The organism is Nostoc cycadae WK-1, assembly GCF_002897135.1.
GTDB lineage: Bacteria > Cyanobacteriota > Cyanobacteriia > Cyanobacteriales > Nostocaceae > Nostoc_B.
Genome location: NZ_DF978424.1, coordinates 359352 through 375658, shown reverse-complemented (window position 1 = coordinate 375658; position 16307 = coordinate 359352). Strand labels below are relative to the sequence as shown.

General features: G+C 42.1%; 14 protein-coding genes. 10 read left to right on the top strand and 4 right to left on the bottom strand.

The window, feature by feature from the left end:
* A partial coding sequence (locus NCWK1_RS08030; RefSeq protein ID WP_187308082.1) for an ABC transporter permease occupies positions 1-410 on the top strand: 410 nt, incomplete at its 5' end.
* A gap of 72 nt (positions 411-482) precedes the next feature.
* Here the strand turns inward: NCWK1_RS08030 and NCWK1_RS08025 are convergent.
* The 3 genes from NCWK1_RS08025 to NCWK1_RS08015 form a co-directional block, all read right to left on the bottom strand.
* Positions 483-833, bottom strand: coding sequence for a DUF1257 domain-containing protein (locus NCWK1_RS08025; RefSeq protein WP_015113818.1), 351 nt, complete (start codon positions 831-833; stop codon positions 483-485).
* Positions 834-973: 140 nt separating this feature from the next.
* A complete protein-coding gene (gene ycf46 / locus NCWK1_RS08020) occupies positions 974-2488 on the bottom strand; it encodes a stress-responsive protein Ycf46 (RefSeq protein ID WP_103124333.1) in 1515 nt (504 codons plus the stop codon).
* A gap of 91 nt (positions 2489-2579) precedes the next feature.
* Positions 2580-2933, bottom strand: a complete 354-nt coding sequence (locus NCWK1_RS08015) for a slr0373 family blue light stress response protein (RefSeq protein WP_096575708.1) — start codon at positions 2931-2933, stop codon at positions 2580-2582.
* Positions 2934-3202: 269 nt separating this feature from the next.
* On the opposite strand from NCWK1_RS08015, the gene NCWK1_RS08010 reads away from it, so the two are divergent.
* The 4 genes from NCWK1_RS08010 (at position 3203) to NCWK1_RS07995 (ending at position 9212) form a co-directional block, all read left to right on the top strand.
* Positions 3203-3709, top strand: a complete 507-nt coding sequence (locus NCWK1_RS08010; RefSeq protein WP_103124332.1) for a hypothetical protein — start codon at positions 3203-3205, stop codon at positions 3707-3709.
* A gap of 143 nt (positions 3710-3852) precedes the next feature.
* Entirely contained in the window at positions 3853-5007 is a 1155-nt protein-coding gene (locus NCWK1_RS08005; protein WP_015113814.1) for an NAD-dependent epimerase/dehydratase family protein, read from the top strand.
* Positions 5008-5215: 208 nt separating this feature from the next.
* On the top strand, positions 5216-6352 hold the full coding sequence (locus NCWK1_RS08000) for a glycosyltransferase family 4 protein (protein WP_103124331.1): 1137 nt from the start codon (positions 5216-5218) through the stop codon (positions 6350-6352).
* A 217-nt stretch (positions 6353-6569) separates the two neighbouring features.
* Positions 6570-9212 (top strand): GAF domain-containing protein, encoded by a 2643-nt coding sequence (locus tag NCWK1_RS07995; protein ID WP_103124330.1) that lies wholly within the window; start codon positions 6570-6572, stop codon positions 9210-9212.
* Positions 9213-9316: 104 nt separating this feature from the next.
* On the opposite strand, the gene NCWK1_RS07990 is transcribed toward NCWK1_RS07995, so the two are convergent.
* The gene (locus NCWK1_RS07990; protein ID WP_187308081.1) at positions 9317-9595 is read right to left on the bottom strand and encodes a DUF7219 family protein; all 279 of its coding nucleotides are present in this window, start codon (positions 9593-9595) and stop codon (positions 9317-9319) included.
* Between the two features lie 720 nt (positions 9596-10315).
* Here NCWK1_RS07990 and purC point away from each other — a divergent pair.
* The 5 genes from purC to lpxA all read left to right on the top strand — a co-directional run bounded on the left by purC (position 10316) and on the right by lpxA (position 16270).
* Positions 10316-11053, top strand: coding sequence for a phosphoribosylaminoimidazolesuccinocarboxamide synthase (gene purC / locus NCWK1_RS07985; RefSeq protein ID WP_096575718.1), 738 nt, complete (start codon positions 10316-10318; stop codon positions 11051-11053).
* 110 nt (positions 11054-11163) lie between these two features.
* A complete protein-coding gene (locus NCWK1_RS07980) occupies positions 11164-13620 on the top strand; it encodes a BamA/TamA family outer membrane protein (protein WP_103124329.1) in 2457 nt (818 codons plus the stop codon).
* Positions 13621-13747: 127 nt separating this feature from the next.
* Positions 13748-14617 (top strand): UDP-3-O-acyl-N-acetylglucosamine deacetylase, encoded by an 870-nt coding sequence (gene lpxC / locus NCWK1_RS07975; protein WP_103124328.1) that lies wholly within the window; start codon positions 13748-13750, stop codon positions 14615-14617.
* Between the two features lie 57 nt (positions 14618-14674).
* The gene (gene fabZ, locus NCWK1_RS07970) at positions 14675-15196 is read left to right on the top strand and encodes a 3-hydroxyacyl-ACP dehydratase FabZ (RefSeq protein ID WP_096575724.1); all 522 of its coding nucleotides are present in this window, start codon (positions 14675-14677) and stop codon (positions 15194-15196) included.
* Between the two features lie 252 nt (positions 15197-15448).
* Entirely contained in the window at positions 15449-16270 is an 822-nt protein-coding gene (gene lpxA, locus NCWK1_RS07965; protein WP_096584779.1) for an acyl-ACP--UDP-N-acetylglucosamine O-acyltransferase, read from the top strand.
* The last annotated feature ends 37 nt before the right edge of the window (positions 16271-16307 follow it).

Here is a 16307-nt window from a genome sequence, read left to right as displayed (position 1 = left end):
TACTATTTCCAGGTGCAAGATGTGAGGTAGCACTGTTATTTACTAGTAACTGGAATTTTCTCAATCCGTTATTTTTGATGTTGCTAGTGCTAAATTGTGCCGTATTTGCGGGGTTGGGGGTAATTGTTGGGTTAAGTGTGCGATCGCTCGAATCTGTGGGACTATATAACAACTTCGTGATTGTGCCGATGTCTTTCCTGGGCGCGACTTTTTTTGACCCCAGTACCTTACCAGTCGCGTTGAAATGTGTAGTTTACTTGTTACCTTTAACTTACGCCAGCACTGGTTTACGGGCTGCGGTTTACTCACCTTTATCGGAGTTTCCTTGGTACAGTATACCGATTTTATTAGTAGTGGCGATCGCTCTATCTTTATGGGGTAGTTATAAATTTTCTCAGCAACAAGATTAAAACATAAAAAAAGCGGGCTAACCGCTATAGTGTGGTTAACCCGTGCAGCTTTGGGAACGCGCAGAGAAATTACTATTGCAATACCAACTTAACGTTAGCGTTTTGCAGACCGCGCTGTTTTACTTCAGCCAAAGTCTTGTTAACTGCATATTTTTGATTGATGGAGTTGATTAACTCGGTTTGGTTGTGCTTTTTAGCAACGCCCCACAGGTCAGCGATGAGGTCAAAAGAACCATCGCTATTGCGAGACCAGCCGAGATCATATTCGCCTTCCAAAACAGCAACGATGTCGGAACGAACACGCTGACCGTTATAACCGCGTACATCAGCTTCTGTCTTTACGGTAATACCCAAGTCGCGCAGAGAAGCTTTGAGGATTTCTGCATCGGTAATTTTGGTGCGAAGAGTGCTAAAGTGAGACATTTGGGTTTCCTCCAATGAGAAGATTGAGAAAAAAACAACGGTTTATCTTCAGCAAGCCGCGCTTATAGAGAGGCGGCTTTTTCTTTTAACTGCTAGTTTTTGGGACTAGCCTTTCCCCCTGGGTTAGCAAGGGAAAGCTTTTAGAACTCCATACGCTGGTATTCAGCAACGGAGGCTGCGGCTGGTCTTGCCCGCTGTCTAGCCCAGTCTCTGAGGGCTGTTACCTGTTCTTGCATCGTGCGAGACAGGGGCAATGTTGCTTTCAGTGCAGCAATAATATCTAGTTGGGTGAACTCGCGGTCTTGGGCAAAAGCTTCGTACATTGCCGCAATAATCGCTTGCTCAATTTCTGCCCCAGAAAAGCCATCAGACATCTTGGCTAGTTGCTCTAAATCAAACCTAGTGATGTCTTCACGACGGCGTTTGCTTAAGTGGATATTGAAAATATCGCACCTTTCTTCAGGAGTAGGCAGATCCACAAAGAAAATTTCATCAAACCGACCTTTCCTCAAGAATTCTCCAGGTAAGCGTTCGACTCGGTTGGCTGTGGCCATAACAAACACTGGAGATTTTTTCTCTTGCATCCATGTGAGGAAAGACCCGAATATCCTGCTTGATGTGCCGCCATCAGAATCACCAGAACCAGCACTACCAGCAAAGGATTTATCTAACTCGTCAATAAACAGAATCGCTGGAGAGATGGATTCTGCTGTTTTGAGGGCGTTACGCAGATTTGCCTCACTTCGTCCCACCATTGAGCCGTCGTATACGCGTCCCATATCTAAGCGTAACAGCGGTAAACCCCAAAGCCGGGATGTTGTCTTAGCTATCAATGATTTACCACAACCAGGAACTCCTAAAATTAGCATCCCTTTGGGTTGGGGTAGACCATACTCTCTTGCTCTTTCGGTAAAAGCATTAGAGCGTTGCTTCAGCCATTTTTTTAATTCTTCTAAGCCGCCTACAGCATCAATGGTTTCATCTTCTTCGATGTATTCTAATATCCCATTACGCCGAATTAGCTGCTTTTTCTCAGATAAAACTATATCAACTTCTTCTTCTGTTAGCCGTCCGGTGGTAACTTGAGCTTTCCGGTATACTTTCTCGGATTCATCTTTAGTTAAACCTAAAGCGGCTCTGAGAAGTTTTTCGCGTGCTTCTGTGGTTAAACGTCGCCCACGGTGATTATCTAAATGGGAGGTTAAAACTTTATTTAACTCCGCCATATCTGGTAGTTGGAAGTCTAAAACTACTACTTCCTTCTCCAGTTCTATGGGGACTTGGTGCATCGGGGACATTAAAATAATATTTTTTTGCTGCCCTTTAAAACTGGCGATCGCATCACGCAGCGCTCTGTTTGTCGCAGGAGCATCAATAAATGGGTGTAAATCTTTAAGAATAAATATACCTGGTTCTCTCTGCCGAATTATCCAATCAATTGCCGCCTCTGGGGAAACAGTGTTGTGTTGGCTCACATTCCGGGGTTGACCATATTCCACGATGCCATGAGTTACTGTCCACACATAAACTCGGCGCTGGGGCTTTAACACTTGAGCGATTGTGGAAATTGCTTGCTCTGCTCGCTCTTCCTCGGAGGTCACAAGGTAGATTAGAGGGTATTGAGCTTGAATTAGGATATTGAGCTCTTCTTTCATACAATCGACCTACTTGAGACCTTATACAGTAAAGAACAGACTTCGTTTGTAACGATGGCTGAATTATGAATCACTCATCCATAATTCTTATCTAGCAAGGGACTAGCTCTTCCTCACTCTTGGGATGGGTTTCTACTGGTTCCATTTCATCAATGGAGATATGCTCTTGTCCAATCAATCCTGGTTGATTGCCTAAAGCAATTAATTCCCCATCACGTAATGCAAGTGAACTTTCGCAAGTCGGACAGGAATACACTCTATGAGTTCTCCCATAAGTAGAAGCTTCTAATTCTTCTACTAATTCTGAGTTCGCCAAGTAAAAGTAGAGGGCGCGTTCGGCAAGGTCTGACATTGGTTCAGAATCAATTGCTGAACGAATCTTCAACCTTTTGTGCAGTTCTGGCGATATATAAAAAGTAACCTTTTGCTTAGTTTGCGTTTGCATATAACTCTTTGGCGGTCTTACCCGGGTATGTATATCACGTTATCGGCTTCTTCGTTAGTTGTCAAGCTGTTAAAACGTTTTGACGGCATTTTTGTTACATTTATTTATATATTTTGCGGACAGATCAAGCCACTAAGTTATATTTAAAACATCAAATAAATTTTGTTCATTTCTAAGTAATTAATAGAGAATATCTTGTGAAATCTCAATATATCTGAATATTTCCAATGCTTGTATAAACTATGTAAGATTAAATAATAGATTTAATTATGTCTGCTACTTCAGTGAAAACTTGTAGTTATCGACAAAAAAATCATACAAAAGCCCAGGGTATGGTAGGTGCGATCGCTCTCTCGCTGCTATTATTCGGATGCAGCAAGCCTTTTAGCGTCTCCGATACCCAATGGCAAACTTATAGTAATTCTCGTTATGGCTTTGAATTTCCCTATCCTCGTAACTGGAATGTTTTAGCAGTACCAGAAAATGATGATGGTATTGCCCTAGTTTCACCACGCAGCCAAAAAGTCGAAATTAGAGCATGGGCTAGTAATCGCCAATCAGAGGCTGCAAATGCAATCCAGCCTAACTTTCAGACCACACAAGGGGTATCTGGAGTTTTATTAGTCGAAGTTGATCAGCAAGTTGGTTCGATGAAATTAACATTAACTCAAGGGCAAGTCACATATTACTGGCAGGGAAAAAGCCCCAGTCAAGAATTTTATAACTATTACCCCTTGTTTTACTACATAGCCCAGCAATACCGGGTAAAAGTATGAAGTGTGAAGTATGAAATCTTGTGTCTTTTGACAGATGACCAATGACTAATGACCAATGACTAATGACTAATCACTACTTTTGATGGTTGAGCAGGTACAGAAACCTGATAGATTTAGCTATCAGCGAGTAAAAACTGGTGAAAATGAAAGTCCTGGTTATTGGTGGCGATGGGTATTGTGGTTGGGCAACCGCACTTTACCTCTCCAATCGAGGTTACGATGTTGGAATTTTAGATAATTTGGTGCGGCGGCACTGGGATAACGAACTAGGTATCGCAACGCTGACTCCGATCGCACCTATTCAGCAACGTATCCAGCGCTGGCAAGATTTGACCGGCAAATCTATCGACCTATTCGTAGGCGATATCACTAATTACGAATTTCTGCAAAAAGCTTTACATCAATTTGAGCCAAATGCGATCGTGCATTTTGGCGAACAGCGTTCTGCACCATTCTCCATGATTGACCGCGAACATGCAGTTCTTACACAGGTCAATAACGTTGTTGGCACACTCAACTTGCTGTATGCCATGCGTGAAGATTTCCCAGACTGTCACTTAGTCAAGTTGGGAACAATGGGTGAATATGGTACACCCAACATTGATATTGAAGAAGGGTATATCACCATTGAACACAATGGGCGCAAGGATACCTTGCCTTATCCCAAGCAGCCCGGTTCAATGTACCACTTAAGCAAAGTGCATGATAGCCACAATATCCATTTTGCTTGTCGGATTTGGGGATTGCGTGCCACTGACTTAAATCAAGGCGTGGTTTATGGGGTCTTGACCGAAGAAACGGGAATGGATGAACTGTTGATTAATCGCCTAGATTACGACGGGGTTTTTGGTACAGCATTAAACCGATTCTGTATTCAAGCTGCCATTGGTCATCCCTTAACTGTGTATGGTAAAGGTGGACAAACTCGCGGATTCTTGGATATTCGGGATACAGTCCGCTGTATGGAATTAGCGATCGCCAATCCCGCTGAACCTGGAGAATTCCGCGTCTTCAACCAATTTACCGAACTATTTAGCGTTGGGGACTTGGCATTGATGGTGAAAAAAGCAGGTAACTCCTTGGGGTTGAATGTCGACATCAACAACATAGATAACCCTAGAGTGGAGAAAGAAGAACATTACTTCAACGCTAAAAATACTAAACTGCTTGACCTCGGTTTACAGCCTCACTACCTCTCAGATTCATTACTTGATTCACTGCTGAACTTTGCCGTCAAGTATCAGCAACGAGTTGATAAAAAGCAAATTTTGCCAAAAGTTTCTTGGCATAGAAAGTAGGTGAAAACTCTATGAGGCTGGTGAAACAACCAGATTTCTATTTGGTCAATCACTAGCCTCCAGTGATTTCTCGTTACGTTGTCACACAACAGAGATAAAACTTAAATTGTAACGATGCAGAATTGATTACACCACAGGAGAAGGTTTACCCTGTTTTTGATAGCGAAATCCACAAAAAGCTGGGATTATCTGCCTGGACTAATTTTTTATGAGAATAGCCCTATTCACCGAAACATTTTTGCCAAAAGTTGATGGCATCGTTACACGCTTACGTCATACAGTTGACCATCTCCAACGTCATGGAAATCAAGTTTTAGTCATCGCCCCTGAAGGTGGAATTACAGAACACAAAGGAGCGAAAGTTTACGGCGTTACTGGCTTTCCTTTGCCTCTGTATCCAGAGTTAAAAATGGCGCTACCTCGACCAGCAATTGGTTATGCCTTAGAAGAATTCCAGCCAGATTTGATTCATGTTGTCAATCCAGCCGTTCTAGGATTATCAGGCATTTTTTATAGCAAACTTTTGAAACTACCTTTAGTAGCTTCTTACCATACCCATTTACCGCAATATCTCCAACATTATGGTTTGGGAATGTTAGAAGGATTATTGTGGGAATTGCTCAAAGGCGCACATAATCAGGCATTGTTGAATCTTTGTACCTCTACAGCCATGATGGAAGAACTGTCATCACATGGCATTGAACGAGTAGATTTATGGCAGCGGGGAGTTGATACAGAATTATTTCACCCTGATTTAGCAAGTTGGGAAATGCGATCGCTTCTTTCGCAAAACCATCCCGAAAGTCCCTTGTTGCTTTATGTTGGTCGCCTGTCTGCCGAAAAAGAAATTGAACGTATTAAACCCATTTTAAAAGCAATTCCCCAAGCTCGATTAGCATTAGTGGGAGATGGCCCCCATCGCCAAGCCTTAGAAAAATACTTTGCTGGGACAAACACAAATTTTGTCGGCTACCTTATAGGACGAGAATTAGGTTCTGCTTTTGCTAGTGCGGATGCTTTTATCTTTCCTTCTCGGACAGAAACTCTGGGGTTAGTCTTATTAGAAGCAATGGCCGCCGGCTGTCCAGTCGTTGCTGCCCGTTCTGGGGGCATTCCTGATATCGTGACAGATAGTGTAAATGGATATCTCTTTGACCCCAAAGCTGACATTCAAGATGCCATTTCTGCCACAATTCGCCTCTTGGAAAATCAACAAGAACGAGATATCATTCGTCAAAATGCTCGTAAAGAAGCAGAAAAGTGGGGATGGGCAGCAGCCACAAGTCAGCTGCAAGATTACTATCAAAAAATAGTCTTGGCAAAACAGCCAACAGCAGCAGTTTAAATGGAGACAGGAGTTAAAACGCAGGAGGCAGGAAGCTGATGGGAGAGGGATTTCGACCAGCCTCTCATAAAAGACTGGTAAAATCTTTGATTTGCTGGGAAACTTAAACCCAATTGGGCGATATAAAAAGGCTTTTTTGTAGTCTAAAAATTTTACCTCTTACCTCCTGCCTTCTGCCTCCTGCCTCCTGCTATAAAATCTAAAATCTAAAATTCCCATGACTCTTCCCAATCCTGGTAGCGTCTTGGCTACATTAACCGAACTTACGCAAGTTAATCGCACCCACGCTTTACTGCGTCGCGTTAAAGACCTTTCTGTTAACGAATTTGTTTGTCTACTAGATTTTATAACAGCGGAGTTTCAACAATTTCTCAGAGCGATTGAATTAATCAATAATGAAGCTCTAGAAACTATGTTGGAAAAGGTATTAGAAGCAATCACTTTGAAAATTGGCCAAATTTTGCAAGCAGAACACACAGCTATTTTTTTAGTTGACTATGATAAAGGTCAGTTGTGGTCAAAAGTTCCTCAAGATAATAGCCAAAAATTTTTAGAAATTAGAACCCCAATTAATGTAGGAATTCCTGGTCATGTTGCGAGTACAGGCCAATACTTGAATATTTCTGAAACTGCTACTCATCCCCTATTTAGCCCAGATCTAGAAAAGCAAATGGGCTACAGAATTCGTAATATTTTATGTATGCCGGTTGTGAGTAGCAAAAGTCAAACTGTTGCTGTAGTCCAACTAGCAAATAAAGAAGGCGACATTCCTTTTAATCATGAAGATGAAAACTGTTTTCGAGATTTTGCTGCTTCTATTGGGATTATTTTAGAAACCTGTCAGTCTTTTTATGTAGCAGCCCGCAATCAACGAGGCGCTACAGCACTGTTACGTGCTACTCAAACACTAGGGCAAAGTTTAGATTTAGAAGCAACTTTGCAAATAGTCATGGAGCAAGCCCGAATTTTAATGCAGGCAGACCGCAGTACGCTATTTTTGTATCGTAAAGAAATGGGTGAACTTTGGACAAAGGTAGCAGCGGCTGCGGCTCCAACAGATTATCTTGAAATTCGGATGCCGGCAAATCGTGGGATTGCTGGCTATGTGGCATCTACAGGGGACGCATTAAATATTCCTGATGCTTATAAAGACCCCCGCTTTGACCCCAGTACAGATAGAAAAACTGGCTATGTAACTCGGAATATTTTATGTTTGCCAGTGTTTAATTCTGCTAACGAATTAATTGGGGTAACACAGCTAATTAATAAGCAAAAAGGCAGTTTCACAGCTTCTGATGAAGAGTTTATGCGGGCTTTTAATATTCAAGCAGGCATAGCATTAGAAAATGCGCGATTGTTTGAAAATGTCCTGCTAGAAAAACAGTACCAAAAAGACATTTTGCAAAGTCTTTCTGATGCGGTAATTTCTACTGATATGATTGGTCGCATTGTCACAATTAATGATGCCGCCTTAGAGTTATTAGGTTGTCCTTTAGGAGATGCTAATAACAAAAGCAATAAATTATTATGGGAACAAAACTTAATTGGTCGCTTTGTTTGGGAAGTAGTGCCAATTGAAAATTTACAAATGCGTTTAGAAGATAGTTTAACATCAGGTGCGAGATATTATGTCCCAGAGCAAAGTCTGATGGTAGGTTTATATGAAGCACTGACTTTAGAAGGGCGAGTGAGTAACGAAATTCAGGACGCGGATCAACTTCCGTTACCGTTACAAAACGGGTTTGCATCTGGTCAAACTGCGATGACTCACCAGTTAATCTTAACAGTCCGCGATCGCACTAACCCTGATTTGTTTATTCCTTGGAATTTACTGTTAACTCCTCCATCCCAATTAATTCCAGCTAATCAAGTAGAACAGTTAGAACGCAGTATTAATTTGACTGTTAATCCCCTCACTAACCCAGAAGGGGGAGTCAGGGGCGGTTTGGTGGTTTTAGAAGATATTAGTCAAGAAAAACGCCTGAAAACGACAATGTATCGTTACCTCACTCCCCATGTAGCTGAACAAGTTATGGCTGTAGGGGAAGATGCTTTGATGGTGGGTGAACGCAAGGATGTGACTGTCTTATTTTCTGATATTCGTGGTTACACCACTTTGACAGAAAATTTGGGGGCGGCGGCAGTAGTCTCGCTGCTAAACCAGTATTTTGAAACAATGGTGGAAGCAGTTTTTAATTATGAAGGCACTTTAGATAAATTTATTGGTGATGCTTTAATGGCCGTGTTTGGTGCGCCGCTTCCACTCACAGAAAACCATGCTTGGCAAGCGATACAGTCAGCTTTAGAGATGCGCCAACGTCTCGAAGAATTTAACCAACGGCGGATTATTCAGGAACAGCCACAAATTCGCATTGGGATTGGGATTAGTTCTGGGGAAGTGGTTTCCGGTAATATTGGCTCTCACAAACGTATGGACTACACCGTGATTGGTGATAGTGTCAACTTAAGCGCCCGTTTAGAAGCCGTAACTAAAGAATATGGCTGCGATATTATTTTGAGCGAATTTACCTACCAATTATGCAGCGATCGCATTTGGGTGCGTCAGTTGGATCAAATTCGCGTCAAAGGTAAACACCAAGCAGTTAATATCTATGAGTTAATTGGCGATCGCCAAACTCCCCTGGATGCTGATACCCAAGAGTTTTTATTTCACTATCATAATGGTCGGGCTGCTTATTTAGCCAGGGATTTTGCCGGGGCGATCGCTTATTTTACCGCCGCTAAACATATTCGACCCAAAGACCAAGCTGTAGAAATTCATTTAGAACGCGCTCATAATTATCACAAAACACCACCGCCAGATTCTTGGGATGGTGTTTGGACAATTGTCAGCAAATAAAGGCGTAATTTGTGTACTATATGACAAAAGCTGGTTTATTTTTTATTACGTAATAAGTAAAAATTATTTTTTTGCTTCTTACTATTTATTTATTCTTTCTTTTCCTATGAATCTTCAGCTTCGCCTCCTTCATTTTTAAAAGGATTCTCGCCAATTTGTAACTGTTTTTTACTCTGCTTTAATTGTTTCCACAAAACTCTAATTTGTTCATAGGCTGCTTCTGGGGGAATTTTTCCACCTGTTTCTAAGCTACAAACATAACTAACTTTCTGAGCAAATTCTTGAAGATTTGCATTAAAGACTAAGTTTTCTGGTTTGACATGGCCATAATAGCGGCCATGAGGGTAAAGAAAATCATCTTTGTCCACTATCCGATGCTCCACTTATGAAACTCCGTTATTGTTTTAATATCTGACTTTAAGCAATCACTTATGCACATATCTTGTGTCTCAAGGCAAAAAAGCTTAATCAGCATTGATATAAAAACAATAGTTGTGCTGAATTGCTAATAGTTTACCCTTGTGCCAATTGCTAATTAACATTCTCTCCAATTAAATACCTAATATTTTAAATAGCTTTTTACTGAGTCATATTTTATACTATTTTTTATTTAAAAGAGAAAAAATTAGGTTGATTGGTAAAAAAATCTACAGTCAAAGTGTAATGTCTTTCTGGGTAATTTACCTCTACTAGAGGTTATATACTATATATCTGAGAATCAGCTTTGGGTAATTAATCTTAACCAAAACTTGATGTAGTTGGCTAGTGGCAGTTAATGAACCAACTGTTACTTTTTTATGGCTCAACAGAGGTCATAAACAATTTTATGAGGCATTTTATTTTACTTTTAAGGAAGTCTAAGTAAACCAGCTTTTATAGCAATAAATTGAGTTATAGAGATAGTAACAAGATTTACGGGTAAATACTCAGTAATCTTTATAGAAAGCTACTGTAGAAAACCCGCAAATATTATTTAATCATTTATTTTGAATCCTATTCATTGCTCACTTACAATTGATTGGCTAATCTTTGTTAACTAAAGATAAAATGGTTAAGCCCGAAAGGACACAAGTCTCCCAGTGCTGAAAAGTTTACCTCCTACCATGTCTGTTCATTCCAAGCTCTACGAAGGCAAAGCAAAGATCCTCTATACAACAGATAATCCAGAAGTCTTGTTGGCTGATTTTAAAGATGATGCCACTGCTTTTAACGCCCAAAAGCGTGGAAGTATCCTTGACAAGGGAAGAATTAACTGTATTATTTCTAGCCAATTATTTAAAAAATTGGAAGCCAATGGGATTAAAACCCACTTTATTGACAGCCCAGCCCCCCATCAAATGCGGGTAAAAGCCGTTAAGATTTTACCGTTAGAAGTAGTTGTGAGAAATATTGCGGCTGGTAGCCTGAGTCAACAAACAGGTTTACCAGTAGGGACAGTTTTAAAACAGCCAATGGTTGAGTTTTATTACAAAAACGATCAATTAGGAGACCCGTTGCTGACAAGCGATCGCCTACTCTTGATGGAACTAGCTACAGCGGAACAAGTAGACATAATTAAGAATCTAGCATTGCAAATCAACGAATTTCTGCGTAGCTTTTGGCAGCAATGTGGCATTACCCTAGTAGACTTCAAACTAGAATTCGGCTTAGATTCACAGCAGCAGATACTCCTGGCAGATGAGATTAGTCCAGATACCTGTCGTTTGTGGGACACAGCAGAAACTGACCCTAACCGCCGGGTAATGGATAAAGACCGCTTCCGCCGAGATTTGGGAAATGTAGAAGACGCTTACCAAGAGGTTTTACAACGAGTGCTACAAACAGTAGACAGTAAAAATTAAACTGAGATACCTTGTCATTGGTCATTGGTCTTGACAAAGGACAAATGACCAATGACTAATGACTAAGTAACTAGTGTGTGATTGTGTGCGGAAGTGAAGAGGAATATAAAATGCGTTTATCTCCTATATTAGTAGCAGCTGTAGCAATTGCAGCGCCATTAAGTGGCTCTCTCAGAGCAAATGCCCAAACTGCTGAAGGGTTACAACAGACAGCTAAATTTGTCAAACCCTCGACAAGTCAGCCACAAGAGAAGGACGCAGGCCAAAGTTCAGCAAGGGAAAGTTTAAAATCTGCGAGCAACTCTACAGAGGCTAAGGTACTTAAAGATACTCAACCTCAGTCTGTGAAACTTTTACCAACACAGTCAGCGGTAAAACTCAAACCACAGGTAATAGTACCCACATTAACAGTACCAACAATTGCCCAAACTCCAGAAACAATTCCTAATCCTGATACTCAACAGCCAACTACCGTTCCAGATAATTCATCTCCAGCTACCCAACCGACACCTGCACCAGAGAATACCATCCCGCCAACGATAGAACCAGCATTTCCTACAACTCCCAGTAACACTCAACCAGGAAATACCATTCCATCGACAATAGAACCCGCATCTCCAGGTAATACTCAGCCAAATAATACTCAACCAGAGAACACCAACCCGCCAACGATAGAACCAGCATTTCCTACATCTCCAGGGAATACACAGCCGAATGGCGCTACCGAAACAGCAGAACCAAGGGTGTTAGTCTCAGAAGTAGTAGTGAGGCCTCAGACAGGACAATTAACACCAGAATTAGAAGAAAAAGTTTATCAGGTCATTCGGACTCAACCAGGGCGAACAACCACCCGCACACAATTGCAAGAAGATATTAATTCTATCTTTGGTACAGGTTTCTTTTCCAACGTTCAAGCATTACCAGAAGATACACCTTTGGGCGTGCGAGTCAGCTTTGTTGTTCAGCCCAACCCCGTACTGACAAAAGTGCAAGTCGAAGCTAATCCTGGGACTGGTGTTGCTTCGGTTCTGCCAGCCAGCACGGCGGATGAAGTTTTTAAAGATCAGTATGGTAAGATACTCAACTTGCGAGATTTACAAGAAGGCATCAAAACCTTAACCAAACGCTATCAAGACCAAGGTTATGTGTTAGCCAATGTGATTGGTGCGCCCCAAGTTGCGGAAAATGGAGTTGTAACTCTGCAAGTAGCAGAAGGCGTAGTGGAAAATATTAAAGTCCGATTCCGCAACAAAGAAGGTCAAGAAACAGACGATCAGGGTAGACCAATTCGGGGTCGGACACAAGAGTATATTATTAAACGCGAAGTAGAATTAAAACCAGGACAAGTATTTAACAGAAATACAGTACAAAAAGACTTGCAACGGGTATATGGACTGGGATTATTTGAAGATGTGAATGTTTCCCTAGATCCTGGTACCGACCCCAGTAAAGTAGATGTGGTAGTCAATGTAGCCGAACGGAGTAGTGGTTCGATCGCCGCAGGGGCTGGTATTAGTTCTGCCAGTGGATTATTTGGTACGGTAAGCTATCAACAGCAAAACCTCAACGGGAGAAACCAAAAATTAGGTGCAGAAGTACAGGTGGGAACAAGGGAGTTACTGTTTGATTTGCGCTACACTGACCCTTGGATTGCTGGCGACCCTTACCGTACCTCCTACACAGCTAACATTTTCCGGCGTAGTTCCATTTCCTTGGTATATGAAGGCACAGATGACAACGTGGAAACTTTTAGAGCCGGAGACACAGATGGCGATCGCCCCCGTGTACTGCGGTTAGGTGGTGGTGTTACCTTTACCCGCCCCTTATCTAATAATCCCTACGAACGTGCAGAATGGACAGCTTCAGCTGGTTTGCAATATCAACGAGTTTCCACCCGCGATGCTGATGGTAATCTCAGAAGATTTGGGACAGTATACACAAATGGAGTAGCTGGAGAATTAATTCCCTTGAGCTTTTCGGGGGAAGGTCAAGACGATTTATTGCTATTACAATTGGGTACGCAGCGCGATCGACGTAACAATGCCCTACAACCTACTAGTGGTTCTTTCCTCCGCTTTGGAGTTGATCAGTCAGTTCCAGTAGGACTAGGTAATATTTTACTCACTCGATTACGGGGGAGTTATAGCCAATACATACCCGTTAAACTGCTTAACTTTACTAAAGGCGCACAAACCCTAGCTTTTAACATTCAAGGCGGAACTATCCTGGGTGACTTACCCCCTTACGAAGCCTTTACTTTGGGTGGTAGTAATTCTGTGCGCGGCTATGAAGAAGGTACACTAGCCAGCAGCCGCAGTTACGTGCAAGCAACTTTAGAGTATCGCTTCCCTGTATTTTCTATCGTTAGCGGTGCAGCCTTTGTGGATTTTGGCAGTGACTTAGGTACCAATACTAGGGCGGCGGAAGTCCTCAACAAAAATGGGACTGGCTATGGTTATGGTCTGGGTGTGCGCGTGCAATCACCTTTGGGGCCAATTCGGATTGACTACGGTATTAACGATGATGGTGACAGCCGCATCAATTTCGGCATTGGCGAAAGATTTTAAGTTGGTCAAAAGTCAATTGTCTATAGTCAATAGTCAATCGTTTTCAATTATTGACCTTTGACCACTGACTCTTGACTCTTGACCCCTAACCCTTGACTATTTATTAAGGTGTATTAAATTTTTGCCGATGCAACAACACACCATCACAGGGGAAGTCTACCAAACAGGAGTTGGTTTACATAGCGGTATTACTACCAATGTGCGGATATTACCAGCCCCAGCAAATAGTGGGCGTTATTTTGTGCGGGTAGATTTACCTGATTTACCAATTATTCCTGCCCAAATTGCAGCAGTTAATGAGACTGTTCTCTCAACTCAATTGGGCAAAGGTGAAGCATCTGTTCGGACAGTTGAGCATTTGTTGGCAACATTAGCAAGTATGGGTGTGAATAATGCCCGCATTGAAATCGACGGGCCAGAAGTGCCGCTATTGGATGGTTCAGCACAGCTTTGGGCAGCCAGCATTGCTCAAGTTGGCTTACAACCACAATCAGTAGATGATCATCAAGAAAACTTGGTAGTCAAAGAACCAATCTGGATTTATCAACAAGATGCTTTTGTTGGTGCCATCCCAGCAGCCGAAACTCGCTTTAGTTATGGGATTGATTTTGATTTACCTGCAATTGGGAATCAATGGCACAGTTGGTTGCTGGCCAATGATGTTAATGAAGCTGCTGTAAGCTTTGCGGCAGAAATTGCACCAGCACGGACTTTTGGTTTATTACATCAAATAGAATACTTACAACAAGCTGGATTAATCAAAGGTGGCAGCTTGGATAATGCGCTCGTTTGCGGCTCGGAAGGATGGCTAAATCCGCCATTAAGATTTGCAAATGAGCCAGTCCGTCATAAGATATTGGATTTAGTAGGAGATTTGAGTTTATTGGGAATTTTCCCGCAAGCACATTTCTTAGCGTATAAAGCCAGCCACAATTTACATATTCAACTCGCGCAAAGGATTTTAGCAGCACAGCAAAATCCCACCGACAAAATCTGAGGGGGTTTCAGCGCCATCCCACTTAAATTTTTCTAGTCAAAGTCACACAAACCGCCAATGTCAATTCTTGCAGAAGTAAATAGTAGCGATGCGATCGCATCCTCATCTATTGCCACAGAAACTCCAACTGTATCTGAAGTGAAAAAAACCTTCACCTCTGAAGAAATTCAGCAGTTGTTACCCCATCGTTATCCCTTTTTACTGGTAGACAAAATTATTGACTATGTACCAGGAAAAGTGGCTGTAGGCGTTAAAAATGTTACTATTAACGAACCTCAATTTCAAGGACATTTCCCCGGTAGACCACTTATGCCAGGAGTGCTAATTGTTGAAGCAATGGCACAAGTAGGCGGAATTGTGTTAACACAATTGCCAGAATACAATGCAGGTGGACTGTTTGTATTTGCTGGTATCGATAAAGCCCGCTTCCGCCGTCAAGTTGTTCCTGGAGATCAACTAATCATGACAGTGGAACTGTTATGTATCAAACAACGTCGGTTTGGGAAGATGCAAGCTCGGGCCGAAGTTGATGGACAACTCGCCGCTGAAGGCGAATTGATGTTTTCTTTAGTTGGTTAACAACTTGTTGGAGTGTCTAAGTACAACCGTGATGTACCTAAACTCAATCCTGAAAAAGGATAACAAGTCAACAATTGTCCACAATAGTATTTGAAAATTTCTTGATTTTCGCTGCCCTCTCGGACGAGATGCTACGCGAACACACTTAACTTGCTTCGCCCAACACACTTTCGACAGCTGAAGTTATCACAATTCAGCAACACCAGTTGCCACAAAGCGCTGGCTTCTCAAGACAGTTCTGGAGATTCACCCTTGAAGACTCTTATTCATCCAACGGCTGTAGTTCATCCTAAAGCGGAACTCCACCCTACAGTGCAAGTCGGTGCCTATGCTGTGATTGGAGCGCATGTCAAAGTTGGCCCTGAAACAATTATTGGCGCTCATGTAGTGCTAGAAGGGCCTTGTGAAATTGGGGCGCGAAATCAGATTTTTCCAGGTGCAGCTATCGGTATGGAACCCCAGGATCTCAAATTTGTGGGAGAACCTACCTGGGTCAAAATTGGTGACGATAACTTAATTCGGGAATATGTCACCATTAATCGTGCCACAGGTGAGGGAGAAGCCACAATTATCGGCAGTAATAACTTGCTGATGGCTTATGTCCACGTTGCACACAACTGCATAATTGAAGACCATGTAGTTATTCCTAACTCAGTGGCCTTAGCCGGTCATGTCCATATCGAGTCTCGTGCCAGACTAGGTGGAGTGTTGGGAGTTCATCAATTTGTTCATATCGGTAGGCATTCAATGGTCGGTGGAATGTCAAGGATTGACCGCGACGTACCGCCATATATGCTAGTTGAAGGCAATCCTGTACGCGTAAGAACCCTCAACTTGGTAGGACTCAAACGCTCTGGGATGACAGCCAGTGACCTGCAAATGCTCAAAAAAGCTTTCCGCATTCTCTACCGTTCTGGCTTGACTTTCAAAGAAGCATTAGAACAGTTAGAACAGTTAGGAGATACAGAAGAACTACAGCACCTACGCCGCTTTATCCTTCTATCGCAAATGCCAGGAAGACGCGGTTTAATTCCGGGTAAAGGTAGAGCTTCTAGCGCTAGTGATGAGTCTTAAGTTAGTGACGGGAAATTAGGGGTTATACAATTTTGGA